The following is a 26,139-nucleotide window of genomic DNA, read 5'->3' on the forward strand; positions in this document are numbered from 1 at the left end:
GATGCGCAGTCTCTTCATAGCCGCCCTTTTCGCCGCCGCCCCCGCGCTTGCCAGCGAGGATATCGCCGACCAGTATCCCGGCTCGCTGCTCTATTCCAAACCGGTGGAGTTCATCCCCGGTGTCTGGTCCGCCATAGGCGCCACCGCGCCGCCCACTTACGAGAACGCGGGCCACAACAACAACCTGAGTTTCATCGTCACCGGCGACGGCGTCGTGGTCATCAATGGCGGTGCCTCCTACGGGCTGGCCAAGGCCCTGCACGACGAAATCAAGGTGATCACCGATCAACCCGTGACCCATGTCTTCAACGAGAACGGGCAGGGTCACGCGATGCTGGGCAATTCCTACTGGGTGGAACAGGGCGTACCGGTGATCGCCCACGAGGATGCGCTGCACGAGATCGAGCGCCACGGCGGCTCGTCGCTGGAGGCCGCGCGCCGCGTCACCAAGGAACGCGCCGAGGGGACCGAGGTGGTGATGCCCACCGAAACCTTTGCCGACGACTACCTGCTGGAGATGGGCGCGTATCGGATCGAGGCGCGTCACCTGGGCCCAGCCCACAGCCCCGGCGATATCGTGATCTGGCTGCCCGAACAGAGCCTCGTCATCTCCGGCGACATGGCGTTTCATGAGCGCATGCTGCCGATCTTTCCCGAGACGATCACGCGCGACTGGCTGGATACCTGGGATGCCGAGTTCGAGGCGCTAAACGCCACCTACGTAATCCCCGGACATGGCCACCCCACGAACATGGACCAGGTGCGCCGCTACACGAAGGGCTATCTCGAGTATCTGCGCGCGCGCATCGCCGAGCATCTCGATGCGGGCGGTGACCTCGCGGACGCCTATTACGTGGACCAGTCCCCCTACGCGCATCTCGACACGTTCGAGGAATTGGCCACCAAGAACGCGGGTCGCGTCTACGAGCAGATGGAATGGGAATGAGAGCGGTGCTCGGGCAGAGTATTTGAACCAGGAAAAAGCCGGGCAATCGCGTGAACCGGACCGGGTTTCGTCTTGGCAGCAATACCCCGGTGTGCCGTTTAACCCGGCGCTGCCCGCCGGGTGGGGCGCAGCATCAGCAGATGCGTGGCCATCGCGCCCAGCCACATCGCGGTGACCGCGACCCAGGCTGTCAGCGCAAAGATCGCACCGCCGGACATTCCCGCGCCCACGGCGCAGCCCCCCGCCAGCATCGAGCCGAACCCCATGAGCACCGCGCCCAGAAGATAGCGCTCCATCGGTGTGTCGGGTCCGAAGCGTTCGATCTTCCACTCGCGGGTGACAAGCGCCATCGAGGCGGCACCGACGAACACACCCGGCACCAACCCCACGCCAAAACCAAGGGGAAGCGAGGTGCTGTTGACCAGCCCCATCAGCGTGTCGGTGGAGGGACCGGTGAAGGTGACCGAGGAGATCGGGATCACCTCGAAAGAAGTCTGCGAGACCGCGTAGGTCGCGAGCCAGCCTAGTCCGATGGCCAATCCGACGCCCATCCCGGCCAGAACATGGCTCACCCGTACATGGCGCATCAGCGCCAGCATGACACTGGCCATCAGCGCCAGAGCGGCCAGCGTCGCCGCCGTGGCGTGCGTCAGGCCCAGATGCGCCAGCAGGTCGCGCGCCTCTCCGCCCGGAACCAGCCAGAGCCGCGCCAGCCCCTCGCGTGCGGGCGAGAGGGCCCCGCGCAGCGCCGATTGTGCCACGATTGTCAGGACCAGCCCGGTGATCAATGCGCGCAGGTTGCCCGTGGCGGAGAGCACCAGCAGGCGGCTTGCGCAGCCGCGCGCGAGGATCATGCCCGCGCCGAACATCAATCCGCCGATGACTGCCCCGGACATGCTACCGGTTGCGGCAAGCTGACGCGACTGGCTCACATCGAGAACCCCGGCCGCGATGGCCCCTTGAACGGAGAGTACCCCGGCGGAGAACGCGATGAGCCAGATGGATAGGCGCGGGCCGAGGTGGCGCTCGGCCACCTCGATTGTCGCTGCCCGCAGGCAGAAGCGCGAATGCTGTGCCGCGACCCCGAAGATCACGCCGACAAGCGCGCCGGCCATCGCCAGCACGGCCCCATCCCCGTAGGTGTCGATCAGTGTTTCCAGCATCGCGGGCCTTTCACATGGTCTTGCACGGGTTTGGCCTGCACGCGGCCTGCCTGCCTTGAGTCAGGTCAACCGGGCCGCCTGCGCGGCCCGGTCGGAGGCCTTATTCCAGCGCGTCTTGCACGATCTCGTCGAGAAATGCCTGCACCTTTTGCATCTCGCCCTCGGGGTAGGTTCGATAGCCCACCATCACCTCTCCCTCACGTTCCGCGACAAAGACGCCATAGGGGCAATGAGCGATGTTCATCGGGTCGGCCTCCATCACCTCGCGAGAGAGGGTGGCCGAGCAGAACAGGAAGATGTCCGCCGCTTCGAAGATCTTGACGTCGCTGCCCACATCCGTGCCGGTGCGGTTGAGCATGTCGCCGACATGGCTGGTGAGGTCGATCACCAGCCCTCGATCGAGGATGGCGCTTTCGACCGCGAATGTCGCATCGCCGAATGTGCCATTGAATGGATAGGTCACCGCCTCTTGCGCCATTGCGGGCAGCGCCATGAGGCCGAAAACCCCGGCCAGAATTGTCTGTTTCATTTCCTTTACTCCTTTATAAGACGGGCGTTCGCGCGCCGGTCAACTGAACATGTCCGTGGTGATCCCCGAGTACCAACCTACCGATTCCTCGTAGGTGGCCTTGCGCGTTGCGGCGTCTTCGCCGGTCTGCGAGATGAAACCGTCGACCTTGGCGATCTTTTCCTCGGTGGCCTCGTAGGTTGCCCCCACCTTGACGCCGTCATCCTCGGCGATGAGCGACCAGCAGGTATTGGTGAACTTGGCCGGGAACACCTTGGACCCCGTCAGCGCCCCGCGCACCGCCATTGCACAGACCTTGGCCTGTGAATTGGCGGCAAAGCCGGACTTGGGCATGTCGCCCTGAGCGGCGGCGTCGCCAAGCACGTGCACGTCCGGGTCGACCGTGGACGAGAGATCGGCGGCGTTGACCGGAGCCCAACGGCCATCGGTGACGCCCGCCATATCGGCGATGCGGCCCGCTTTCTGCGCCGGGATCACGTTGCAGACATCGACCGTCTCGACCATGCCGTCGATGTCGATGGTCATTGCCTCGGTGTCCACGCTCACGTTCTCGCCGCCGAAATCGGGGCCGATCCGCTCGATCATGCCGCTGTAGTGCCGCTGCCATCCCTCCTCGAACAGCGCCTGTTTGGAGAACTTGGGTTTGGGGTCGGCCACGAGAATCTTGGCGGTGGGGTTCACCTGGCTCAGCACATGCGCCACCATCGAGATACGCTCGTAGGGGCCCGGCGGGCAGCGATAGGGATTGGGCGGGGCCACCATGGCAAAGCGCCCGCCCTCGGGCATGGCCATGATCTGTGCCTTTAGAAGCTCGCTCTGGGATCCGGCCTTGTAGGCATGGGGCATCTTGTTCTGCTCGGCCACGGACCAGCCCGGCACGGCATCCTCGACAAAGTCGATGCCGGGGCTGAGGATCAGCTTGTCATAGGGCAGAACCGCGCCGCCGGCGAGGCTGACGGTCTTGGAATCGCGATCCACGTCCACCGCCCAGTCATGCACCACGTTGATCCCGTATTTCGCGGCCAGGGTGCCATAGGTGTGGCTGATATCTTCGAGGTCGGTGAAGCCGCCGATATAGAGGTTGGAGAAATAGCAGGTGAAATAGCTGCGCGTGGGCTCGACCAGCGTGACGTCGATGGCGCCCTTGCTGTCCTTGGCGATATAGCGCGCGGCCGTGGCCCCGCCCGAGCCGCCGCCGATCACGACGACGCGTGGCTTGCCGTGCCCGTCAGCCAGCAACGCAGGCGCCGAGAGGGTGGCAGCCGCAGCCGTTCCAACGGCAATGAATTTGCGTCGGTTCAAAGTCACAATGTTTCCTCCCTTGAATGGCCCCCGATTATTCGAGGTCCTTGAAATAGGCCGCCAGCGCCGCGATCTCCTCGTTCGACAGGCGCCCGGCCATCATCTGCATCACCGGATGGGGACGCAGCTTTTCCTTGTAGGCGTGCATCGCCACAACGAAATCCTGCTCTGGCCAGCGGGTGATCGAGGGGATGCCCTCGGCGCTGCCATCGGCGCGGTGGCAACTCACGCATTCGCTGCTGAGATATTCGCCGTATTCCGGGTCGCCCTGGATCGCGAGGATCTCGGGGGCGACCGAATGATCGGTGCCGATAGCCGTGGGCGCGGCCTCGGGGATGTTTGCCGGGTTGTCCGAGAACTGGCGTAGAAAAGCTAGCAGATCAGCGCGCGCCTGGTCGTCCTTCATGCCGCGATAGCTCATCCGCGTCTTGGAGACGAGCGCGCGCGGATTGGCAATATAGGCGTCGAGCGTCTCCAGCGTCCATGTCAGCCCGTCGATGCCCGCCCGCTCCATCGAGGCGGAATAGCGATAGCCCTCGTGTGCGGCTGCGCGTCGCCCGAAAAGGCCGTTGAGATGGGGGCCGATGCGGTCCTCGGCCCCCTTGCCGACCTGGTGACAGCCCGTGCATGCGTTGAAGTGCCGCGCGCCCTTTTCGGCATCGCCGATCAGGTCTGCCCGAGCGCCACCCGCGACGATCAGTGCGGCGAGTGTCAAGGCGGGCAGCAGCGGGCGCAACGATCTATTCTCCGAAAGTCGAGAGATAGGCAGTGATGGCCGCGATATCCTCGTCCGAGCGCAGGCCGCCAAAGCCCATGCGCGTCCCATTCATGAAGCCGCGCGGATCGGCGAGGAAGGCGGCGAGGTTCTCCTCGTTCCAGACCAGACCGTCGGCGGCCATGTCCTGAAGCGCGGAGGAATACTTGAACCCGTCCACCGCCCCTGCGGCGCGGTTCGTCACCCCGTTGAGCTGCGGGCCGACACGGTTCTTGGCGCCTTCGCCCACCATGTGGCAGGCCTTGCATTGGCGAAACACCTTTTCACCGGCGGCCACCAGTTCGGGATCGGGGGCGGCGGCGGTCTCCGGCTCGGCGGCAGCCACCTCGACCGGCGGTTCCTCGGCGGCGGGGGCGGCGGCCTCCTCCGCCTCGGTGCCCGCTTCCTCCGGCGTCACGTCGAGGACGGCGGCGCGCATCGTGATCTCGACGCTGTCCTTGCAGTTTTCCATGCAAGGCTCGCCATGCCAGGTCGCGTATTCCGTTTCGGCGCGGTCATCGACGATGAAGCCGTCCGCGTTGGGCATCTCGAATTCGGCGAAGTTCTCGTGGCTGAGCACGAAATCGTCCTCAACCAGGAAGTTGGAATAGAGGATATAGGCGGTGATCGCGTAGACATCGTCGGGGCTAAGCGATTGCGCATTGCCGAAGGGCATCGAGCGGTTCACGTAATCCCAGACCGTCGAGAGATGGGGCCAGTAGGAGCCCACGGTCTTGAGCGGGTCCTCGTTGGCCAGCGTGCCTTCGCCGCCGGCGAGCTTGGGCCAGTTGCCCACGCCTTCTGCGAAATCCCCGTGACAGACGGCGCAGTTCTCGATGAACACCTGCTCGCCGGTCCACACGTCGCCGGACCCTTCGGGCAGGCCGCGCCCGTCGGGCATGACATTCACATCCCAGGCGGCGACCTCCTCGGGCAGCGCGGGGCGGCCAAGGCCGTATTCGCCCGACCAGACGGCGGTGGCGGTGGCGCTGATAGTCAGGCCCGCGACCAGGGTAAACTTAAGAAACCTCGACATTTTCCGCCTCCCCGTTCGGTCGCACCCACCATGTCTGGATACAGTTGTTGTGATAGATCGAGTTGAGCCCGCGCACCTCGCGTAGCTGCGCCTTGGTGGGCTGGATATAGCCGGTCTCGTCCATCGCGCGGCTTTGCAGCAGCATCTCCTCGCCGTTCCACTCGGTATCGAGGTAGAACCGGGTCAGCGCCTTGGCCTCGCCTTCCTTGGCCAGGCGGGCGGTTTCCCACGTCTTGCCGCCGTCCTTCGACACATCCACGCGGGTGATGGCGCCGTGACCGGACCATGCGAGGCCGGTGATGACAAGCGGGCCCGTGCCGTGGGTGATCGGCGCTTGCGGGCTGGGGCTGGTGATGACCGATTTGGCGTCCATCACCCAGGTCCATTTGCGGCTTGTGCCATCAGCCAGCGTATCGGTGTACTTGCTGGTTTCCTCGCGGCTTTCCACCGGGCCGTCGGTCACCTCGATCCGGCGGATCCACTTAACCCACATGTTGCCTTCCCAACCGGGCACGACGAGGCGCACGGGGTATCCATGCTCCTTGCGCAGCGCCTCGCCATTGGCCTTGAACGCCACGAGGCAATCGCCAAGGGCCTTGCCCATCGGGATCGAGCGGCCGTTGGAGGACGCATCCGCGCCCTCGACATAGACCCACTTGTCCTGCAGATCGCCCGCCACGTCGAGCCCGGCCTCTTCCAGCAGAGTGCGCAGCGGCACGCCGGTATATTCCATGTTGTGGATCATGCCGTGGGTGAACTGCGCGCCGTTCAATTGCGCACCCGCCCATTCCATTCCGGTATTGGCGGCACATTCGCAGAAATAGACGTGGTTCTCGCGCGGGAAGCGTTCGAGATCGGCATAGGTGAACACGAGCGGCGTATCCACCAGCCCGTTGATCATCAGGCGATAATCCTCTTTCGTCAGATCAATCGCACCCGAATGGTGCCGCTCGAAGGCGCAGCCCTGCGGTGTGATCGTGCCGTCGAGCGCGTGAATCGGCGTGAAGTTGATCGAGGAGATCGTGTCGGCGGTCAGCCACTCGACATTACGGCGCACCACGTCGGATTCGTACTCGATGGGCAGGCCATAGGGCGTGGCATCCACCCCGTCACCCAGCCCAGTGGCCCAGGGCTGCACCTCGGTGATGAGGGGATCGGGACCGGCCTTCGCCGCCCCCGCCGTCACCGCCCCCGCCGCCGCCGCAGCGACGCTGCCGCGCAGGAAAGCGCGGCGCGAGGTCGATTTGCCCTTGAAGAATTCAGACATTGCCAATGCCTCCTTTCAACATGCTTTTACGCGCCAATAACCTTGACGCTCTCGTTCGGTGCGACACGCACGGTGCCCTGCTTGCGGATATGGCTCTCGACCACGTCCCAGATCTGCGGCCCCTCGGTGCCCTCGTTGACGCTGGCCCAACCGGCGACCACGTAATTCTTCTCAGGGTCGATGGCCTCGCCGGTCTTGAGCAGTGTCATGTCGCTGATCCGGCTGCCCTGCGTCTGGTTGATGTCGATCCGGTAGCCCATACCGCCGATCCGCACCATGTCGCCGCCCTGCTGGTAATAGGGGTCGGGGTTGAAGATGTTGTCGGCCACGTCCTCGAGAATGACCTTGATGAATTCGCCGGTCATCTCCGAGCGATACGCCTTGCCATAGGTCATCGAGGTGACGTTGAAGATATCCTCACGGGTGATGTCCTGCCCGGGGATGAGGCTCGGACCCCAGCGCACGCCGGGCGACATGGCGATATCCGCCTCGCGCTCCTCGATCAGCGCCTCGCAGATGAGATCGTCCCACGATCCGTTGAAATTGCCGCGCCGGTAGAGCAGGCTTTCGGTCTGGCCGATCACCTCTTCCAGCTCGGATTTGAACGGCGCGCGCTGCTCATCGATGAGGGCGGCCACCTCCTTGTCCGGTGCGATCACGTCCGAGAAGATCGGGATCAGCTTGTGGCGGAAGCCCATCATGCGGCCATCGCGCACGTCGAGATCGACGCGGCTGACGAATTTGCCGTTGGAGCCGGAGGCCACGATGATCGTCTCGCCCACCAGCACCGGCTCGGGCAGGGCGTCATGGGTGTGACCCGACAGGATCACGTCGATACCGCTGACGATGCCCGCCATCTTCTTGTCCACGTCAAAGCCGTTATGGCTGAGCACGACCACCAGATCGGCCCCTTGCCCGCGCACCTCGTCGACCATGGCCTGCATGTTCTCGTCGCGGATACCGAAGGAGTATTCCGGGAACATCCAGCCAGGGTTGGCGATTGGCATGTAGGGGAATGCCTGACCGATCACGGCGATCTTGGCGCCGCCCCGCTCGAAGAACTTGTAAGGAGGGTAGAGATCCGAGGCAGGCTCGTCCCATTCGGCGTCGAAGATGTTCTGCCCGAGCGCGGCGAAAGGCAGGCCCTCGACCAGTTCCTGCATCCGGGCGGAACCCAGGGTGAATTCCCAGTGAAAGGTCATCGCATCCGGCTTGAGCGCGTTCATCACGTTGACCATGTCCTGCCCTTCGGTGTGGTAGCAGGTGTAGGAGCCGTGCCAGGTATCACCGCCGTCGAGCAGGATCGCGTCGGGGCGATCGGCGCGGATCGCGTTGATGACTGTGGCCATGCGGTCCAGTCCACCCACCTTTCCATAGGCCTGCGCGAGGGCGCTGAAATCACCCGAGGACAGGGCGTAATGCGACGGGCTGCCATCGTCGATGCCATAGAGCTTGCGGAAGTCGGCTCCGGTGACGTGCGGAACGGCGCCCTTGTTGTCGCCCACGCCGATATTGATCGACGGCTCACGGAAGTAGATCGGCTTGAGCTGTCCGTGAATGTCGGTGATGTGGATGAGGCTCACATTGCCGAATGTGTCGAACTGCAAAAGTTGGTCCTGCGTCAGCGCCTGCTGCGCGGCCAGCTTGGCCCAGTTACCAAAGGACGATGCCCCAAGGATGGCCGACGCGGCCATGCTCGTTTGAAGAAAATCGCGACGCGAGATCATGTCGGGCCTTTCCACGTTCCGCATGAAACCCATGCGGTTTTTTGAATGTTTAAGCTTGAAGAAAACCCCGCACGGGCAGCGCCCGGCGGGGTTCTCCAATCAGTTGCGGACCGACGGTCCCTCGACCGACAGGCCATTGCCGCGGCTCGCGACGTAGAGTTCCAGCGCCACGAATTCGGGGCTGCCGGGCTTGTAGGTCTCGGCGCGGGTGTCGCGCACACAGCCCTTGAACCGGGCATGCACCGAGTTCAGCTTGGTGTTTTTCAGCCGATAGACGGGGAAGCCGTTGATCTGCCCCTGGCTAAGATGGTCGGCGCGGATCATGCGGCCGTAATTGTCCTCGTGACAATTGGCACAGCTCAGCTCCAGTTGGCCGGTACGGGTGTAGTAGAGCTCCTTGCCCTTCTCCCACGTCTCGGCCGCCGGGCCATCCGTGGCCACGTTGACGGGCAGACCGCGCGAGACCGAGGAAATCAGTGCCACCATGCTCGTCATGTCGGTGCCGGTATATTTCAGCGGTTCGGCCTTCATGTTCTCGGTGCGGCAGGCATTCACCTGCATCTCCAGCGTGCGGACCTCGCCCGCGGTCTCGTTCCACTTGGGATAGACCGCGCGCACGCCCTTCATGCTGTCCTCCACGTCACCGTGGCAGCTTGCACAGGATTTGCCTGCCTCGCCCTCGACTTTGTCCCAGGCCGCCATCGCGTCCTCGACGAAGATCATGCCGGGATTGTCGAAATCGTCCGACTGCATGGCCCGGGTCTCGGTGCCACGGAAGTGCCAGCCCGAGATCACCTCGGGTAGGGCGCCCTCGACCACCGCAGAGGGTTCGGTCCAGGTGGTCATCTCGATCTCGCCATTGATGGTCAGCTTATCCTCGACGGGTTCGGCCCAAGCCGCCCCCGCCGTGATCGCGCCCAGTAGCGCCGTTATGGCTGCGGTTCTTTTCATGTTCGTCCCTCCCTGACGATGAGGCCGATCAGGCCAGCGCGACGCTCTTGGTCTCTTCGTAGACGGAGCCGTCGTCGTCGTACCAGGTGAACTTGAAGTCACCGGCATCGGGCACCACGGCCTCGAACTCGAAATACGGGTTGGTCGAGATCGCGGGCTCCATCGCCACGTCGACGACCATCTCGCCGTTGTACTCGCAGGTGAAGCGGTGGATGATCGAGCGCGGGATGGTGTTGCCATCCTTGTCCTTGCGCTGGCCCGATTCCATCGGGTGGCTGATGAGGGTCTTGATGGTAACCGCCTCACCGGCCTTGGCTTTGCGCGGTGCTTTCACGCGGGGTCTGACGTTGTCTGCCATTGTCCTAGTCTCCTGTCTCTGCCTCAGCCGCCGCAGCCGCCGATGGTGACCTTGACGTTGCTCGATGCCTTGGCGAACGAGCCGTCCTTCATCTTGGCGATCGCCACCACGTCCTGCGTTCCGGCCAGCCGGATGCGGGTCGAGGCGCTCTGGGATCCAGCCAGCGGGCCGAATTTGAACTCGGCCACGCCGGGCGTCGGATTGCCCGTTGCCAGCACAAGAATCGCCTCGGCGCCGGGCGCATCCACCTCGATCGGCACGGTATTGCCGTTCTCGGCGATCTCGGGCGCGGTCAGGGTGATGCCTTCGCTGCCCATTTCCGCCCCGCCGGTGAACTCGGCGATCCGGTCCTCGGCGGCGGCGGTCGCCCGCATCGGCAGGCCGAAGGCCACGAACGCGCCCGCCCCCATCACCATCACGCTGCGTCTTGTCAGTGTCATCTCGTGTTTCTCCTTTACAGGCCGCCCGGCGCGCGGGCGCGGTATCATTCCTTGAGGGTCAGCAGGTAGGCGACCACGTCTTCGATCTGTTGTGCGGTCAGAAGCGGGCCAAAGCTGTCGTCCGCCGCGTCGCCGGTATAAGCGTTGCCAGGGCGGATGAACCCGTCGACCTTGTAGAAGGACGGCATCATCGAGCCGGGAAACATCATCTTGGCGTTGGTGACGATGCCGCGCAGTTCCGTCTCGCTCCAGCGGTCGCCGACCCCGTCGAGGGGCGGGCCGATCTCGCCCTGAAACGGAACGTCGCTCATCTCGGAATTGACGTGGCAGGCCACGCAATTGCCGAGTGACTTCGTCCCGACCACCTCGCGCCCCCGAACCGGGTCGCCAGGTTGTCCGGTCAGAGACTGCGCCACGGCGCCCACCTCGAAGACCACGTCGCCAGGCGCGACCTCCGCCGCCGCGGCACCCGAAGCCGCACAGGCGAGGGCCAGGGAAATAATGTTGCGTCTCATGCGTCCTCCCTAACACATTCAGAATTCAGTATATCATAGAACACAAACGCGCGAGCACACAACATTAAATTCTGATTATTGAATTTGATGTATTCGCGCGCTCATGATTGGCCGTGTTCACTCCGACTTTGCGGCAGCGCGCTGCTCGATCATCCGTGCGTGATACCTCTGAAAATCCTCATCCGTATCAAGCGCGTATCGCTTTTCCCTCACCCATGTCAGCAGGTCGAGCGTAGTCTGTGGGCCGAATGCGCCGGGCATCATCGCAACCGCCGCCTCGGCCGCGGTTTGCCCCTCCGGCACCTCCTCGGGCAGGAACAGGATCGACGGAGTGAACAGCAGGCCCCACTTTCGCGTGGCCTGTTTTTCGCTCAGTGATTCCCCGTCGAAATCGGTCACCTCGATATCGCCGTGCAGGTTGATCTGCACCACGAAATAGTTTTCGCGAATATAGTCTGCGATCTCGGCGCGCGGAAACACCTCCTCGTGCATCTTTGTGCAGTAGATGCAGCCGCGCTGCTCCACGATCAGCATCAGGCGCTTTCCCTCGGCATTGGCCTCGGCAAGATCCTCACGCAAGTCCTTGAACGTCTCGCGCATCCAGTCGGTCTTGTGCAGCCCGTCATCGCCGAGCTCCGCCGCGGCGACCGGCACCGCCAGCAGGAGCGCCGCCATCAGGGTCAGAATTCGTGTCATGTCGTCTCCTCCCTAGATTTTCTGAAAGACCGGAAAGGCCTCGAGCATCCATTGCGCGATGTAGTTGACGCTGTCGGTGGCGATCAGAACGGCAAAAACGATTAGCAACGCGCCCATCGCCTTCTCCACCACCGGCAGGTACTGCCGAAACCGCGCAACGAAGCGCAGGAACGGCCCGATGAACAGCGCCGCCACCATGAACGGCGTTGTCATGGCGAGCCCGAAGACAAGCATCAGCCCCAGCCCCTTGATCGCCGTGGCCTCTGTGCTCGCGGTGAACACCACCGCAGTCAGCACGCCGCCCACGCAGGGCGTCCAGCCGGCGGCAAAGGCAAAGCCGACGAGATATGCGCCCATCACCGACATGCCCTTGGTCTCGCCCGCCTCGATCTGGAACACGCGATTGAGAAAGCCGATGCGCAGCACGCCCAGGAAGTGCAACCCCATCACCAGTACGATGAGCGCGGCCACTGCGCGAAATTCTGTCTGATGCGCGCGAAACGCCTGGCTCAGCCCGAAGGCAGCAGCACCCAGAAGGACAAAAACCGTAATGATCCCCGCCGAGAACATCACCGAGGCGGCGAAAGCACGCGCCCGCACTCCCGCTGGAATGGCGCCCTCAGCCGTTACCGCAGAGACAGACGCCCCTGCCATGTAGCTGAGGTAGAACGGCACGATCGGAAGCACGCAGGGCGAAAAGAACACCACGAGCCCACCAAGAAAGGCACTCAGCAAGGAGACATCGAACATCAGGGACCCCGGGAAGGTTGCAACAGATTCACATTCAAACTATCATATGTTTTTGAACATCCGTCAATCGGAGCGCCTATGCGCGTGCCCGTCTTCATTCTCGGTCTGATCCTCGCCATCCTGCCCGGCGCGCCGCAAGCGGCGGAATTGCTGATGGTTGAGCGGCACGGCTGTCACTGGTGCGAGCGCTGGAACGCCGAGATCGGCCCGATCTATCCCAAGACCGACGAGGCCACCCGCGCGCCGCTGCGCCGCGCGCAGATCAATGACCTGCCGGAGAATGTCGAGTTCGCCTCGCGGCCAGTGTTCACGCCCACCTTCGTGCTGATCGACGACGGGCGCGAGCTTGGCCGGATCGAGGGCTACGCAGGCGACGAGTTCTTCTGGTTCCTGCTCGGCCAGCTTCTTGACGCGCATCCCAAGGCCACGTCCCTGCCGTGACCCCACCCAAATGACGGACCTGATCCGATGGACATCACCCCGCAAAGCCTTGACGATTTTCACCGCCACGCCTGCAACGCGGCGGAGTTTCTCAAGGCGATCAGCCACGAGGGGCGGCTGATGATCCTGTGCTACCTTGCCACCGGCGAGAAATCTGTCTCCGAGCTTGAAACGCTGCTGTCCGCGCGGCAGGCGGCGGTGTCGCAACAGCTTTCGCGGCTGCGGCAGGAGGGGCTGGTCACTCCGAGACGTGAGGGCAAGACGATCTATTATCGTTTGACAGACGAGCGCACCAGGAGAATGCTCTCGGTGGTGTATGACCTGTTCTGCCATACTGCGTGACAGGGGTCGTGGCGCCGGGCGGAGGGAGGAAGCGTAATGGCCACCGACATTCCCGATCCGATCCTCATCGCGCTGGTGGCGTTCGGTGGCGGTATCCTTCTGGGGCTCGCGGCCCGGATCGGGCGGTTCTGTACGCTGGGTGCGATCGAGGACCTGCTCTACCAAGGTAGCGACACGCGCCTGCGGATGTGGGGGCTGGCCATTGGGTTTGCCGGGGTGGCAGGGTTCGGCATGGCAGCGCTGGGCCTCTTCGACATCGGCGCTAATGTCTACTGGCGCACGCCGTGGTCGCCGCTTGCCAGCGTGGTTGGCGGGCTGCTCTTCGGCTATGGCATGTCGATCGCCGGGAATTGCGGCCACGGTGCGCTGGCACGGTTGGGCGGAGGCGATCTACGGGCCTTCGTCATCGTATTGGTGATGGGCATCTCGGCCTATATCATGATGTCCGGCCCGCTGGCCGCGCTACGCGTGGCCCTGACCGACGCCACCAGCCTTGGCTGGCAGACCCGCAGCTATGCCGAGATTGTGTCCACGCTTACTGGGCTACCGCTGGTCTGGGCAGGGCTTGGCCTGTCGTTCGGCATCGCGGTGATGGCGCTGGCGTCGGGTCCGTTCCTCGCCAATCGGCGCGCGGTGTTTTGGGGCTCGGCAGTCGGACTCGCCATTGCCTCGGGCTGGGCGGTGACCTCGCATGTGGCTACCCACGGCTTCGCCCCGCAGGAGGTGATCTCGCACACGTTTTCGGCCCCGCTGGGCGATACGATCCTCTACCTGATGACCGCGAGCAGCGGAACCGGCATCAGCTTTGGCGTTGCCTCGGTTTTTGGCGTGCTGGCGGGGGCGCTCCTGGGCAGCTTTGTCCAGGGCCATTTCCGTTGGGAGGCGTGCGAAGACCCGCGCGAACTGCGCCGCCAGATTCTCGGCGGGGTGTGCATGGGCTTTGGCGGGGTGATCGCTGTGGGTTGCTCGGTCGGGCAGGGTATGTCGGCGTTTTCGGTGCTGGCGCTGAGCGCGCCGGTCACGTTGGCTGCCATCTTCGCAGGGGCGGCGCTCGGCCTGCGGCAGCTCATCACCGGCTTTGCGTGAACGCCTGGATTTGCGGGGCGAACGGGTTTTTGCTGACATCCGGGATAGCGCTGCCGCACAGGGCTAGGCACCCGTGCCCCTTGCCACCGCCCAGGCCATCGATGCTTCACCCCCCGCAGATACCCTGCAGGCGCAGCCAGTTGCCGTCGCTCAGGATTGGGGGCAGGTCGGCGTCACGCGCGAAGGGATCGGCCTCGATCAGGGCGAGGACCGTCTCGCCGGTGATGTCGCGGGCATAGGCGTAGGGCGTGGCGCGTACCTGCCAGCGGGCAAACCCGGCGATCAGCGCATCGTTGGGCGGCGGTTCAGGCGGGTTCCTGAGCAACGCTTCGGCATGGGCGCGCAGGGTCTCGTCGCTGAGGCTTCCGGTGGCCATCAGCCGAAGCACCTCCCACAAACCGGCGTCGGCCAGAAGCCGGTCGAGTGGGTCGCGGGCCTCGGCGCGCAGATGTGCCGCGATGATGTGACCGGCCACCGCGTCCGGCGTGTCGTGATCCTCCACGAGATCGGCGTTGACAAGCGTTGTGCCGCCGGTCAGCCGCAGCGCGTCACGGACACCGCTGCGCACTACCACGAGCCGTGCGCGCCCATCTTCCGGCGGCAGCCGCTGTTCCAGAGCGGCGACTGCACCCGCGCCGCCCGGCGTCCGGCACGGCGGCCCTGTCACCCGAAAGACGTGATCGAGCAACGCCTGCCCAATCTCGGTGCGCTTCGCCTCTGGCACGACGCGCAACGCGTGATCGCGCGCTGCCCACGGGAGCCAGAGCGTGACAACCAGAACCACCGCCAGAAGGCTCACCGCCATCCCGGCAAAGCGCAGGCGCCCGGGTCTTGGCCGTTGGCGCGCGATGGCGGTGCGCAGCATCTCGATGGCAGCAATCATCTCGTCCTCGCCCTCGGCGATCTCAAGCGTCTCGCCGGGATCGGCATCGGGGTGATAGAGCGCAGGGGACGCACCGGGATTTGCACGGGCTATGGCCGCCAGTGACCAGTGCGCCTGCACGCGGTCGCGGATATCGGTGATGGTGAGCGTCGCCTCGCCGAGCGACACGACGACATCGAGCCGCTGTGCGCCCGGTTCAGGCCGCCACAGCCCCGCCGCCTCTAGCCGCTGGTATTTACGGAGTGCCGTTCTTCTCATGTGCCGGGCTGCCCTGCCTCGTTCGCGTGAGCGTAGCACGGTGCGGCACATGGCGGCAATTGCTCGACGTGCCCGCATGCGGGCGATATGGAAGGAAGACACCACAACCCCGGAGTCGACCACCATGAAGATCGCCACCGCCGCCTATCCCCTCGATCCGCTCAGCCAATGGGCGGAGTATGCCGCGAAGCTGTCGGACTGGGTGGGCCGGGCGGCGGCCGAAGGTGCCGATCTCGCCGTCTTTCCCGAATACGGGGCGATGGAGCTTGCGATGCTCTCGGGCGCGGAGGCCGCGGGTGACCTGGAGCGGTCGTTGCACGCAGTCGATGCCGCGATGACGGATGCGGGCGATCTTCATACCGATCTGGCTGCGCACCACGGGCTGCATATCCTCGGTGCATCGGCCCCGGTCTTCGATTCCGCACTCGGCGATCGGCCTGTCAATCGCGCCACGCTCTACACCCCAACCGGCGCGCGTGGGCATCAGGACAAGCAGATCATGACGCGCTTCGAGCGCGAGGAGTGGGGCGTGGCGCCCGGCGGGCCGCTGCGGCTCTTCGACACTGCGCTTGGGAAAATCGGCGTGCTGATCTGCTATGACTGCGAGTTTCCCCTGCTGGGCCGCGCGCTGAGCGACGCCGACCTGATCCTCGCCCCGTCCTGCACCGAGGCGCTCACCGGCTATTCCCGCGTTCGCATCGGTGCGATGGCCCGCGCGCTCGAGGCGCAATGCGTCACCGTCATGGCCTCGACGGTGGGGGATGCGGCCTGGTCACCGGCGGTTGATGCCAATACCGGCATGGGCGGCATCTTCGGCCCGCCCGATACCGGCTTTCCGCCCACCGGCGTGATCGCCGAGGGCACGCTCAACCGCCCCGGATGGACCGTGGCGGAGGTGGACCTCGGCACCGTCGCCCATGTGCGCGCCGATGGCGTCGTGCTCAACCGCCGTCACTGGGATGATCAGACCGGTCGTGACGCCACGGTCACACCCGTGCGCCTGCGCTGATTAGACCTTGAAAATCGCGGGAAACGGGCGCATTTAAAGGCGCGTTCCGCACGAGGGCGGAATTTATGTGCAAGGAGAGACCATGGCCAAGGAAGACACGCTCGAATTTCCCGGTGTCGTCAAGGAACTCCTGCCGAACGCGACATTCAGGGTCGAGCTTGAGAACGGCCATGAGATCATCGCGCACACGGCAGGCAAAATGCGCAAGAACCGGATCCGGGTTCTTGCGGGCGACAAGGTACAGGTGGAAATGACCCCCTACGATCTGACCAAGGGTCGGATCAATTACCGCTTCAAGTAAGCGCGGTTCGATGCGCTTGATCCTCGGCTCGGGCAGCCCGCGCCGCCGTGACCTGCTGGCGCAGATCGGCGTGATCGCCGATGCGATCCGCCCTCCCGAGATCGACGAGACCCCCGGTAAGGGCGAGTTGCCCCGCCCCTATTGCGCGCGCATGGCCCGGGAAAAGGCGCGGGCCGTCGAAGCCGACACGGATGACATAGTGCTCGCCGCCGATACCACTGTCGCCATGGGTCGCCGCATCCTCGGCAAGCCCGCCGATGTGGGCGAGGCGGCGCAATTCCTCCACGCGCTCTCGGGGCGGCGGCACCGGGTCATCACCGCGGTGGCGGTGCGGCGCGGCGAGCGGTTGTGGCAACGCGACGTGGTGAGCGCGGTGAAGATCAAGCGGCTCTCGGACGAGGAGATCAACGCCTATCTCATCTCCGGCGAGTGGCAGGGCAAGGCGGGCGGCTATGGCATCCAGGGCATGGCCGGAGCGTTTGCACCGTGGATATCGGGATCGTTCACAGGCATCGTCGGGCTGCCGCTGACTGAAACCGCCGGGCTGTTGCAGGCCGCAGGCTACCCAATGTGGAAGGCCGACGCATGACGGAACGCATCACTGTCGCGCTCGATCACCTTGGCGGTCGCGAGGCGGCGGCACTGATGCATGGTGGTCGGCTCGAGGATCTTCTCATCGACGGTGAAACTCCCCGTCCTGGCACCATCTATCGCGCCATCGCGGACCGCCCGGTCAAGGGGCAGGGCGGCCTGTTCCTGCGCACGCCTGATGGCAATGCCTTCCTGCGGCAGGTCAAGGGGATTACACCGGGGCAGGCGCTGCTCGTCCAGGTGACGGGTCATGCCGAGCCGGGCAAGGCAATCCCGGTCACCGTGCGGGTACTCTTCAAGAGCCGGTATGCCATCGTCACCCCCGAGGCGCCGGGGCAGAATGTCTCGCGCGCGATCCGCGATGAAGAAACGCGTGCGCGGCTCCACGCGATCGCGGCGGAGGCAATGGGCGGGAGTGGCATGGGGCTGATCCTGCGCTCGGCATGCGAGAGCGCCGGGGATGACGAGATCGCCGCCGATATCGCGCAGATGCGGGAGGTGGCCGAGGCGGTGAAGAGTGACGCCGAGGGGCGTGCGCCGGAAAAGCTGCTCGAGGGGGATGGTCCCCATGCCCGTGCGTGGCGCGACTGGCCGCTGCCCGACGAGCTGGGCCGCGAGCCCGGCTGTTTCGAGGAGTTCGGGGTTCTCGAGCGGATCGACGATCTCTGCACGCCGAGGATGACCCTGCCGGGTGGCGCGAGTGCCTTTGTCGAGCCGACGCGCGCGCTCGTCGCGGTGGATGTGAACACCGGCACCGACACAAGCCCCGCTGCCGGTCTCAAGGCCAACCTTGCGCTGGCGCGCGACCTGCCGCGGCAGTTGCGGCTGCGGGGCCTCGGCGGGCAAATCACGCTCGACCTCGCGCCGATGCCGAAGAAAGACCGCCGCGTGTTCGAGGACGCGCTGCGCGCCGCGTTCCGCCGCGACGAGGTGGAGACGGTGCTGGCCGGATGGACCCCGCTCGGCCATTACGAGTTACAACGACAGCGCGCGCGCATCCCGCTTGCCGAGGTGATGCGATGAGCTGTCCGATCTGCGGCAAGGCGACGGTGGCGCGCTACCGCCCGTTCTGCTCGCGCCGCTGCGCCGATATTGATCTTGGCAAGTGGTTCGCCGAGGGATACCGCGTGCCGTCTGACGATCCCGACGAGATCGCCGAGGCCGTGGAAGCGGCGGAAAACGAAGCGCAAAAACCGCACTGAAATCGCGCGAAGCCTCTGGACAGCCCGCCCACGCTCGCCTAAGACACGCCCACCCGAGGGCCAGACCCTCACCCGTGCCCGGGTAGCTCAGGGGTAGAGCAGTGGATTGAAAATCCTCGTGTCGGTGGTTCGATTCCGCCCCCGGGCACCATTAAAATCAATGACTTATAGGTCACTTCCTGAGTTTCGAACAGAGGCGCGTGTAATTCATGTGTAACCTAGCTAAATTTCTGACCCAAGGCTGGGCAACCTCACAACCTCGATCTAGTGTTCGTGACCTGACAAAAGGTTCCCAGTCTGCCTCTGGTGCACCCGCAGTCGCTCGAACGAAGGCCCAGGAAATGCCCACGATCCCGACGCCGCCGTCGCACCACGCTTGATCGGCGATCCAGGCGAAGACATCACATCCGTCCCGAAGCTCGATCTCGGTATACTCGTCGGTCATCACCCCCTCGGATTCGCCCGTTCCGCGCAGATCGACCCGGACATAGGCATAGCTCTGCGCCGCTATCCACGGCGCGCGGGCATGGTTACGCTCCAGAGTCTTGTCGTTCTTGCGATAGGGGATGTATTCGAGGATCGCGGGCACGGCCAGGGTTTCGGCATTCGTCGGCATCCAGATGCGTGCGGCGAGCCGGGTGCCATCGGGCATCGGGATTTCAAGATGCTCAATCTCCCGAACGGGCACGGGAAGCCGGTGATCGAGTTTCATCCGGAAGCTCCCAGGCCTTTGACGGTTAAGGGGTGCCGCGCCTATCGCCCCGTTACAGGGCGATGTCCAGCGTCAGCCCCCGTTACTCCACGATATCGGTGAATTCGTAATTCAGCCGTTTCATCACCTGCTCGTAGTTCCACAACAGCTTGGATTGCTTGCGCGCGCCCATCCAGATCGAGGCCACGGCATAGCTGTAGGCATCCTGTTCGGGCAATTCCGAGAGCTGCATGCCCCGTGTGACATAGGACGCGATCCTCGTGCCTTCGACCTGTTCGGCCGCCACCTCGAGTTCGGCGCGCGACGGTGCGCGCGCCACCGCGGCGTCATTAAAAAACACCCGGTAAAAGAATTCCGCGGCGACGTTTTCCGGCCCTTCGCCCTGGGGCATGTCGGGTTTGCGCCCGAGACCCAGATCGACCGTCACCTGCTGATGACTCACCCCGTCCACCATCTCGAACAGGTCGCAATGAGATTGCGCGATACGGGTGTTGATCTCCAGCAGCCAGATCTTATCCTGCACCTCGTCCCAGTAATATTCGATGTTGAATCCGGCATTGTCATAGCCGATATGCGCCATCACCTTGCGGGTGATCTCGTTCATGTCGTCCTGCACACGGCGCGGCAGGGTCGAGGGGTAGAGATAGTAGAAAAAGCTGAGCACCTGCGGATAGCGGATCGAATCCACGGTGCCGTAGGGCACGACCTCGCCCTCGTGCACATATCCCTCGACAGTGCATTGACGCCCGCCGATGACCTGTTCTGCCATGCAGTAATGCCCTTCGATCGCCTTGATCTCATCCGGCAGATCGGCCTGATTCAGCACATAGTTGAACGGCTCTGAAATCTGGCCGATTTCGGCACGAAACGCCGCAACCGCGTATTCAAAATCCTCGGGACTGTCGATGCGAAAGCCGAGACGGGATCCGGATGACTTGATCGGCTTGACGAAGAACGGAAAGCGCAGATCGGCCTTGCCGATCCGCGACAGCGCGTTGTCGTCGAACGGGTCGAAAGCAGTGAATTTCGGCACGTGCTCGGGGATCACCTCGGCCATCACCTTGCGCGACCAGAATTTATGCTCGCATTTCAAAAGGCTTTCCAGCGACGCGTTCCGGGTGCCGTATTTCTTGCAAAGCAGGGGCAGCATGGTGGAGACGGGAAAGTCGATATAGCCGACGATCGCGTCGATTGAGCCGTCAAAGGCGTCGAGCGTCGCCTCGGCTTCACGCAGCATGGCGGGGATATCGAATTCCTGCGTGTCCGAGACCGCCTCGGAGGTCAGGAGCGGGTGAAAGACGACATCCTCGACACCCCGCAGCCGGGTCAGTCGCTCGGTATTCATTGCGTTCAATCCGACGACGAAAACATTCTCGGTCATGATGTTGGTCCTTCCTGATCAGGGCGTGCGCATCGGTGAGGCCGACGCACCGTGTGCGTGCCGTTTCTCCTCAGGCCTGGGCGAGATCAGACTGAACCGGAAAACTCCGTCCCTTGAGCCGTTCCGTGGTGCCAATGATATCGTCCACCAGCAACAGCAGGAAATCGCCCGGCACGGCATCTGCCATGGCCCGGTCAACGGCGTCTTTTTCCTTCATGATGACCTCGACCACGCACTCTGATCCGGCGTCGGCTGCGCCTTTCCGGATCAGCTCCGCCGTCTCGCCTTCGGCGCGACCGCGCGCGTCGGACTCGTAGACGTAGAGCACGTCGCACATCTTGGCGAGCTGCGCGCCCAGAGCGGAAAGGTCATCGTCACGGCGATTGCCGGGTGCGGTCGACACGCCGATCTTGCGCTGTTGCCCAAGCCCGTTCACGAGCGGCTCCAGCGCCACCAGCGCCGGCACGTTATGGCCGTAGTCAATCAGGCAATAGACGCCGTCGGCCTCGAAATAGTTGGTGCGCCCGGGCATCTGCGCAGGGGTCGGGTGGAAGGTCAGCAGCCCGGCGCGGATGTCGTTGATCTCGATGCCGTGTGCCAGCGCCACGGCGGCGGCCGCCATCGCGTTCTGCACGTTGAAGGGCGCATGGCCCTCAAAGGCGATTGGCACGTCGTTCACATCCACCACATCGACCTCAACCTTGCCTCGCAGCAAGACTATGCGGCCGTTCTTGACCGTGACGACCATGCGCCGTTCGCTCAGGTGTTCCAGTAGCGCAGGGTTCTCCGGGTCCATCGTGAAATAGATGATCTCGCCGCGCGCCCAGTAGGTGCCATGCTCCATCACCAAAGGGTCATCGGCATTGAGCACGCAATAGCCGCCTTCTTTCTTGACGGCGTCAACCACCACGGTCTTGCAGCGTGCCAGCTCTTCCAGCGTGTGGATGTCGCGTTCGCCCAGATGATCCGACGCAATGTTGAGCAATACACCCACATCGCATTCGTCAAAGCCCAGACCTCGGCGCATGATGCCGCCGCGCGCAACCTCGAGGACCGCATGCTCGACCGTAGGCTCTCGCAGCACGGCTTGTGCAGCCGCCGGGCCGGAATAATCGCCACGCAGGATTACATAGTTGTCGATCTCGACCGTTCCGGTACAGCCCATGCCCACCGAATACCCCGACTGACGCAGGATATGCGTGGTCAGGCGGGTCGTCGTGGTCTTGCCGTTGGTGCCGGTGATCGCGGTGATCGGGATGCGGCCATTCTCGGTGGGGTCGGGAAACAGCATATCGACGACATGCTCGCCCACCGGGCGCGGGGTGCCATGGGTGGGGGCCATGTGCATCCGGAACCCGGGGCCGGCGTTGACTTCGACCACGCCCGCAGATTGCTGGTCGAGCGGTTTCGTCAGCGTCTCGGCCAGCAGGTCGATCCCGATCACGTCGAGCCCGATATGCCGCGCGATCCGTTCCATCGAAAACCTGATATCGGGATGCACCTCGTCGGTGAGATCGGTGGCTGTCCCGCCGGTCGAGATATTGGCCGTCGATTTCAGGAACACCATCTCACCCTCGGGTGGTACGCTGTCGAGCGTGAGCCCAGCCTGTTCGAGCATGCGATGGGTCTGTTCGTCGACATGGATCTGGGTCAGCAGATTCTCATGGCCCACGCCGCGGCGCGGATCCTCGTTGGCGGTGTCGATCAGCGCCTGGATCGTCGACTTGCCATTGCCGGTGACATGCGCCGGGCGGCGGCGCGCGGCGGCCACCAGCTTGCCACCGATCACCAGCATGCGGTGATCCTCTCCCTTGATGTAGCTCTCGACGATCACGGCACCGGAATCATCGCGCACCCGCGCAAGAGCCGCCTCGTATCCCGACTTCAGGTCATCCAGATTGGTGATATCGGTGGTCACGCCGCGCCCGTGATTGCCCGCCAGCGGCTTGGTGACCACCGGCCAGCCAATCCATTCTGCGGCCTCCTTGACCTCGTCCCAGGAATAGCACGTATAGCCCCGCGGCACCGCGATACCCGCTTCGCCCAGTATCTGTTTGGTCCAGTCCTTGTCGTCGGCGATGGAGTGGCCGATGATACCCGACTCGTCGGTGACCGTGGCCTGGAACCGGCGCTGTTTGACGCCGTGCCCCAGCTGGGTATAGCTGGTGCCCTCGGTCAGATTGTACCAGGGGATGTTGCGCGCCTTGGCTGCGTTTACGATTGACCCTGTCGAGGGGCCGAGCGCGTTGGCGTCACGCACCTCTTTGAGATGTTCGATGATCGGCTCAAGATCGACATACTCGCCATTGTAAAGCTTTTGAACGATCTCGACCGCGGCCTCCCCCGCTGCGAGGCCGGTGGCCTCGTCACGGTAGCGATAGACCACGTTGTAGACACCGGTTTCATAGCTATCGACGGTCTTGCCGTAGCCGACCGACAACCCGATCATGTTCTGCAATTCGATTGCCACATGTTCGACCATGTGACCGGCATAAGTGCCGTTCTGTACCCTTTGCAGAAATCCGCCCGGCTTACCGACCGAGCAGCGATGCTCGTGGATTGAAGGTATGATCGCTTCCAGCTTTTCGGAAATACCGGGAACTTTGTCACTCGGGCGATCTTCAAGTTCTTCGATGTCGAGCCGCATGTAGATCGCTTGATAGCGGCTGTAATAGTTTGGCCCGCGCAGCGCGCGGTGCTCAAGTATACGCATTCCTATGCTCCAGGCTGCCAGTCCTGAGCTCTTTCGGCCCAAGGACCCGCCGGTCCGTCAAACTGTACCCGTTCCCGCCGACCAGCGCATGCATTATGACGTTGTGGACGCTCACCGCCTCACCGTCAGAAAGATCGAAAACATTGGAACCGGTAATGGCCGAACTGTCAACGAGGATGACGTGACCGGGGCCGAAAGCGTAGATGTTGTCGTTCTCAAAGAGGACTGCCGCATCTTCTCCGAGACCCACGCCGAGATACTCGGGATTTGTCGCCCCAACCTCCATCAGACGCGAGAATCTCCCCCGTTCAAGGAAATGCGTGTCGATGATCACGCCCTCGATCAGCCCGAAGCCCGCAGACATCTTGACCGCGCCCTTGCGCAGCGAATCCGTCGCGTGCCCGCCATAGACCATCGTGGTCGACTGGCACGCCGCGCCCGCGCTCGTCCCCGCGATGACAGCCCCCTCGCCGTAGCGCTTGCGGATCATCGCAAGTGCATCAGACGCGCCCAGAATACTGGTCAGGCGCATCTGGTCGCCGCCGGAAATGAAAATCACGTCGCTGCGCGAAAGCATGTCGAGCAAGGCCGATGAGGCCGCATCTGCACGCTCGCGGATACGCACGTCCAGCACCTCGCCGGCACCCAACCCCTCGAACACCTGACGGTACTCGGCGAATACGTCGTCGGGGATGCTGCTGGCGGTGGTTATGACACCGACGACCGGTTCCTCGGTCTGGCTCAACGCCACGACCTGTCTCAGGATCTCGGTGTTCGAGGCTTTATCCTCGGCACCGCCGATGGCGACGAGTTTGCCTCTGGGCACGGGGCGAATCGACATGTCCATGAACGGACCTCCAGTCAATGGTACACACCTCCTACATATTGTGGAAATCTTTACTCTACAAACAAGTTCGTTACTAGATACTGGACTAGTGTGCAGGTATTCATCGCAACGTAACATGCTTGTCACTCGTTCATGCAGGCTGTCCGGGCGTCATGCCGCCGCAAGGGCAACGCCGCCTGCCCATGAATCGGAAAGGGGTATCCCATGACCAAAGGTTTCGTGCTCGCCATTCACGGTGGTGCCGGTGTCTTGCCTCGTGCCGAGATGTCGCCCGAACGCGAGGGTGCCTGCCACGCCGCCCTCGCACGCGTTCTGGCCGCCGGAGAGGCGGTTTTGTCGCGCAACGGCACTGCCCTTGATGCAGTCACGGTCGCGGTCGAGGCGCTTGAGAACGAACCTCTCTTCAATGCCGGTCGAGGCGCAGTATTTACTCGGGATGGCACACATGAAATGGATGCCGCGATCATGGACGGGCGCGGGCGCATGGCCGGGGCGGTCGCCGGTATTTCTGGAGTGCGCAATCCCGTGCGCCTTGCACGTGCTGTCATGGAGCGGACCGAACATGTGTTGATGGTCGGTGATGGGGCGCTTGAGATCGCGCGGGACGCGGGGCTGGCCTTCGAGAACGATGCCTATTTCTTCACGCACGAACGCTGGGACAGTTTGCAAAGCACACTGCAGATGGAAGCTGATGGCACGCTCGACGATGACCCCGCACGGCGTCACGGAACGGTGGGGGCCGTCGCGCTTGACCGTGCTGGCAATCTCGCCGCTGCGACATCAACAGGCGGGATGACGGCCAAGTGTAGGGGCCGTGTCGGCGACAGCCCGATCATCGGTGCTGGAACCTTCGCCGACGAGGCCACCTGCGCGGTTTCGGCCACCGGCGATGGCGAGGCCTATATCCGCCTGTCGGTCGCGCATGAAATCGACGCGCGCATGAGGCTGGCCGGACAACCGATGGCCGAAGCGGCACGCCAGGTCATCTTGGGCGACCTGACCGCCATCGGCGGCTCGGGCGGATTGATTTGTGTCGACCGTGACGGGGCACTCGCCATGCCGTTCAACTGCGACGGGATGTATCGGGGTTGCGTGATAGAAGGCGGCGAGCCGGTAACGGCTATTTATTGAAACCGCGTCCGAAAAGGCACCCCCCAGGACACCAAACTCATAAGTTTGCATCCAGATACGCGTCGCTACGCGTTTGACGAGGGTCAGGCGTTATCTGCCAATACCGTTATTCAGTAGTTGGTATCTATTCCCGTAAAGTAATCCATTCCAAGACCAGGACTCGAAACAAACAATTTTCGCCACAGCGCGAAATCTTACGATCAGAACATGAAAACCCGCTGCACACGGCATCGAACAACTCTGTGTAAGAATGGAAAATCGGAACCGTCCATAAGGTGTTCAGTCCCGGCATTTGGTGGATCGGATCGAGGATGAATCGATCTGGGTCTGAAGTCCAGATCTTGCAGATGTATTCGTTGGGTGTGAGACGCGCTGAGCGTCTTGAGTCTGCGAGCGAAGTTGTATGCGTCCATGAAGTCGGCGAGACGCTTTATCCAACGCCAGACCGCTGCCCTGCTGACACCGAGTTCCCAAACGGCATCGTTGATACCACTTTCCAGACTGGCAGTGCCATTCAGATATGCCTGAACAAGCGGACGCAGCACGGTCGAGCCAACGTGGCCTTGGCTCGGGTCGACCGACTTGAATCCCCCAGACACATCTATGAGCAACGAATCAGCCAGGCGGAGCACGCATTGAGCGTTCCGCCTTGATCGAGATCAGTGTGCGGACGCAACGGAGGCCGTAGCCTCCGCTGAGGTACAACCATTGCTTGTGGGCGCTTTAGCCGATCATAGCCGGTTCTCTCGATGTCGATCAACGTGTTTGGAGGGCGCCCCGTTTCAGGGGGCTCTTTGAGATCGAAGCC

Annotated in this window: 28 protein-coding genes, 1 tRNA gene and 1 pseudogene; 11 read left to right on the forward strand and 19 right to left on the reverse strand. The window is 63.5% G+C overall.

Going from position 1 to position 26,139, the window contains the following annotated elements:
* The first annotated feature begins 1 nt into the window (after position 1).
* Positions 2 to 946, forward strand: coding sequence for an MBL fold metallo-hydrolase (locus tag C6W92_RS00570; RefSeq protein WP_129431142.1), 945 nt, complete (start codon positions 2 to 4; stop codon positions 944 to 946).
* Between the two features lie 98 nt (positions 947 to 1,044).
* On the opposite strand, the gene C6W92_RS00575 is transcribed toward C6W92_RS00570, so the two are convergent.
* From C6W92_RS00575 to C6W92_RS00635, 13 genes are all read right to left on the reverse strand, one after another.
* A complete protein-coding gene (locus C6W92_RS00575) occupies positions 1,045 to 2,109 on the reverse strand; it encodes a YeeE/YedE family protein (RefSeq protein WP_129431143.1) in 1,065 nt (354 codons plus the stop codon).
* Positions 2,110 to 2,209: 100 nt separating this feature from the next.
* A complete protein-coding gene (locus C6W92_RS00580) occupies positions 2,210 to 2,638 on the reverse strand; it encodes a DUF302 domain-containing protein (protein ID WP_104020023.1) in 429 nt (142 codons plus the stop codon).
* A gap of 39 nt (positions 2,639 to 2,677) precedes the next feature.
* Complete coding sequence (locus C6W92_RS00585) at positions 2,678 to 3,946, reverse strand: NAD(P)/FAD-dependent oxidoreductase (RefSeq protein WP_129431144.1); 1,269 nt, start codon at positions 3,944 to 3,946, stop codon at positions 2,678 to 2,680.
* Positions 3,947 to 3,974: 28 nt separating this feature from the next.
* Positions 3,975 to 4,655, reverse strand: a complete 681-nt coding sequence (locus C6W92_RS00590; RefSeq protein ID WP_241691032.1) for a c-type cytochrome — start codon at positions 4,653 to 4,655, stop codon at positions 3,975 to 3,977.
* Between the two features lie 25 nt (positions 4,656 to 4,680).
* Entirely contained in the window at positions 4,681 to 5,730 is a 1,050-nt protein-coding gene (locus C6W92_RS00595) for a c-type cytochrome (RefSeq protein ID WP_129431146.1), read from the reverse strand.
* Positions 5,714 to 6,997 carry a sulfite dehydrogenase gene (gene soxC, locus C6W92_RS00600; RefSeq protein ID WP_129431147.1) on the reverse strand — a complete coding sequence of 428 codons (1,284 nt, stop codon included), beginning with the start codon at positions 6,995 to 6,997 and terminating at the stop codon, positions 5,714 to 5,716. Before soxC ends, C6W92_RS00595 begins: the two co-directional genes overlap by 17 nt.
* A gap of 26 nt (positions 6,998 to 7,023) precedes the next feature.
* On the reverse strand, positions 7,024 to 8,724 hold the full coding sequence (soxB, locus tag C6W92_RS00605) for a thiosulfohydrolase SoxB (protein WP_129431293.1): 1,701 nt from the start codon (positions 8,722 to 8,724) through the stop codon (positions 7,024 to 7,026).
* Between the two features lie 99 nt (positions 8,725 to 8,823).
* Positions 8,824 to 9,675, reverse strand: coding sequence for a sulfur oxidation c-type cytochrome SoxA (gene soxA / locus C6W92_RS00610; protein ID WP_129431148.1), 852 nt, complete (start codon positions 9,673 to 9,675; stop codon positions 8,824 to 8,826).
* Positions 9,676 to 9,703: 28 nt separating this feature from the next.
* Positions 9,704 to 10,033 carry a thiosulfate oxidation carrier complex protein SoxZ gene (gene soxZ / locus C6W92_RS00615; RefSeq protein WP_129431149.1) on the reverse strand — a complete coding sequence of 110 codons (330 nt, stop codon included), beginning with the start codon at positions 10,031 to 10,033 and terminating at the stop codon, positions 9,704 to 9,706.
* A gap of 23 nt (positions 10,034 to 10,056) precedes the next feature.
* Positions 10,057 to 10,473 (reverse strand): thiosulfate oxidation carrier protein SoxY, encoded by a 417-nt coding sequence (soxY, locus tag C6W92_RS00620; protein WP_104020031.1) that lies wholly within the window; start codon positions 10,471 to 10,473, stop codon positions 10,057 to 10,059.
* 44 nt (positions 10,474 to 10,517) lie between these two features.
* A complete protein-coding gene (gene soxX, locus C6W92_RS00625) occupies positions 10,518 to 10,988 on the reverse strand; it encodes a sulfur oxidation c-type cytochrome SoxX (protein WP_129431150.1) in 471 nt (156 codons plus the stop codon).
* Positions 10,989 to 11,105: 117 nt separating this feature from the next.
* Positions 11,106 to 11,684: a thioredoxin family protein gene (locus C6W92_RS00630; protein WP_129431151.1), complete on the reverse strand. Its 579-nt coding sequence runs from the start codon at positions 11,682 to 11,684 to the stop codon at positions 11,106 to 11,108.
* Between the two features lie 12 nt (positions 11,685 to 11,696).
* Positions 11,697 to 12,434, reverse strand: a complete 738-nt coding sequence (locus C6W92_RS00635) for a cytochrome c biogenesis protein CcdA (protein WP_104020034.1) — start codon at positions 12,432 to 12,434, stop codon at positions 11,697 to 11,699.
* A 78-nt stretch (positions 12,435 to 12,512) separates the two neighbouring features.
* On the opposite strand from C6W92_RS00635, the gene C6W92_RS00640 reads away from it, so the two are divergent.
* From C6W92_RS00640 to C6W92_RS00650, 3 genes are read left to right on the forward strand one after another with little or no spacing between them, the layout of a single operon-like run.
* The gene (locus C6W92_RS00640) at positions 12,513 to 12,875 is read left to right on the forward strand and encodes a hypothetical protein (protein WP_129431152.1); all 363 of its coding nucleotides are present in this window, start codon (positions 12,513 to 12,515) and stop codon (positions 12,873 to 12,875) included.
* 27 nt (positions 12,876 to 12,902) lie between these two features.
* Entirely contained in the window at positions 12,903 to 13,217 is a 315-nt protein-coding gene (locus C6W92_RS00645; RefSeq protein WP_104020036.1) for a metalloregulator ArsR/SmtB family transcription factor, read from the forward strand.
* 36 nt (positions 13,218 to 13,253) lie between these two features.
* Entirely contained in the window at positions 13,254 to 14,303 is a 1,050-nt protein-coding gene (locus C6W92_RS00650) for a YeeE/YedE family protein (protein WP_129431153.1), read from the forward strand.
* A 106-nt stretch (positions 14,304 to 14,409) separates the two neighbouring features.
* Here the strand turns inward: C6W92_RS00650 and C6W92_RS00655 are convergent, their stop codons facing one another.
* Positions 14,410 to 15,444, reverse strand: coding sequence for a hypothetical protein (locus C6W92_RS00655; RefSeq protein ID WP_129431154.1), 1,035 nt, complete (start codon positions 15,442 to 15,444; stop codon positions 14,410 to 14,412).
* A gap of 124 nt (positions 15,445 to 15,568) precedes the next feature.
* Here C6W92_RS00655 and C6W92_RS00660 point away from each other — a divergent pair, with 124 nt between their 5' ends.
* From C6W92_RS00660 to C6W92_RS00685, 6 genes are all read left to right on the forward strand, one after another.
* Positions 15,569 to 16,453, forward strand: coding sequence for a carbon-nitrogen hydrolase family protein (locus C6W92_RS00660; RefSeq protein WP_129431155.1), 885 nt, complete (start codon positions 15,569 to 15,571; stop codon positions 16,451 to 16,453).
* A gap of 82 nt (positions 16,454 to 16,535) precedes the next feature.
* Positions 16,536 to 16,754, forward strand: coding sequence for a translation initiation factor IF-1 (gene infA / locus C6W92_RS00665; protein ID WP_005978431.1), 219 nt, complete (start codon positions 16,536 to 16,538; stop codon positions 16,752 to 16,754).
* Between the two features lie 10 nt (positions 16,755 to 16,764).
* A complete protein-coding gene (locus C6W92_RS00670; protein ID WP_129431156.1) occupies positions 16,765 to 17,343 on the forward strand; it encodes a nucleoside triphosphate pyrophosphatase in 579 nt (192 codons plus the stop codon).
* A complete protein-coding gene (locus C6W92_RS00675; RefSeq protein WP_129431157.1) occupies positions 17,340 to 18,368 on the forward strand; it encodes a ribonuclease E/G in 1,029 nt (342 codons plus the stop codon). The genes C6W92_RS00670 and C6W92_RS00675 overlap by 4 nt, the downstream gene beginning before the upstream one ends.
* Positions 18,365 to 18,547 (forward strand): DNA gyrase inhibitor YacG, encoded by a 183-nt coding sequence (gene yacG / locus C6W92_RS00680; protein WP_129431158.1) that lies wholly within the window; start codon positions 18,365 to 18,367, stop codon positions 18,545 to 18,547. The genes C6W92_RS00675 and yacG overlap by 4 nt, the downstream gene beginning before the upstream one ends.
* A 76-nt stretch (positions 18,548 to 18,623) precedes the next feature.
* A tRNA-Phe gene (locus C6W92_RS00685) sits at positions 18,624 to 18,698 on the forward strand.
* A 21-nt stretch (positions 18,699 to 18,719) separates the two neighbouring features.
* On the opposite strand, the gene C6W92_RS00690 is transcribed toward C6W92_RS00685, so the two are convergent.
* The 4 genes from C6W92_RS00690 to C6W92_RS00705 form a co-directional block, all read right to left on the reverse strand.
* On the reverse strand, positions 18,720 to 19,259 hold the full coding sequence (locus C6W92_RS00690) for a CocE/NonD family hydrolase (RefSeq protein WP_241691033.1): 540 nt from the start codon (positions 19,257 to 19,259) through the stop codon (positions 18,720 to 18,722).
* 82 nt (positions 19,260 to 19,341) lie between these two features.
* Positions 19,342 to 20,640 carry an ATP-grasp domain-containing protein gene (locus tag C6W92_RS00695; RefSeq protein ID WP_129431159.1) on the reverse strand — a complete coding sequence of 433 codons (1,299 nt, stop codon included), beginning with the start codon at positions 20,638 to 20,640 and terminating at the stop codon, positions 19,342 to 19,344.
* Positions 20,641 to 20,710: 70 nt separating this feature from the next.
* The gene (gene cphA / locus C6W92_RS00700; protein WP_129431160.1) at positions 20,711 to 23,353 is read right to left on the reverse strand and encodes a cyanophycin synthetase; all 2,643 of its coding nucleotides are present in this window, start codon (positions 23,351 to 23,353) and stop codon (positions 20,711 to 20,713) included.
* Positions 23,340 to 24,200 (reverse strand): cyanophycinase, encoded by an 861-nt coding sequence (locus tag C6W92_RS00705; RefSeq protein ID WP_129431161.1) that lies wholly within the window; start codon positions 24,198 to 24,200, stop codon positions 23,340 to 23,342. The genes cphA and C6W92_RS00705 overlap by 14 nt, the downstream gene beginning before the upstream one ends.
* Before the next feature lie 204 nt (positions 24,201 to 24,404).
* Between C6W92_RS00705 and C6W92_RS00710 the strand changes: the two genes are divergently transcribed.
* The gene (locus C6W92_RS00710; protein WP_129431162.1) at positions 24,405 to 25,331 is read left to right on the forward strand and encodes an isoaspartyl peptidase/L-asparaginase; all 927 of its coding nucleotides are present in this window, start codon (positions 24,405 to 24,407) and stop codon (positions 25,329 to 25,331) included.
* Positions 25,332 to 25,608: 277 nt separating this feature from the next.
* Here C6W92_RS00710 and C6W92_RS17590 read toward each other — a convergent pair.
* Positions 25,609 to 25,762 (reverse strand): annotated as a pseudogene (locus C6W92_RS17590) (IS481 family transposase); the annotation flags it as partial.
* Positions 25,763 to 26,139: the final 377 nt, after the last annotated feature.

The organism is Roseovarius sp. A46 (genome assembly GCF_004126395.1).
Classification (GTDB): domain Bacteria; phylum Pseudomonadota; class Alphaproteobacteria; order Rhodobacterales; family Rhodobacteraceae; genus Roseovarius; species Roseovarius nitratireducens.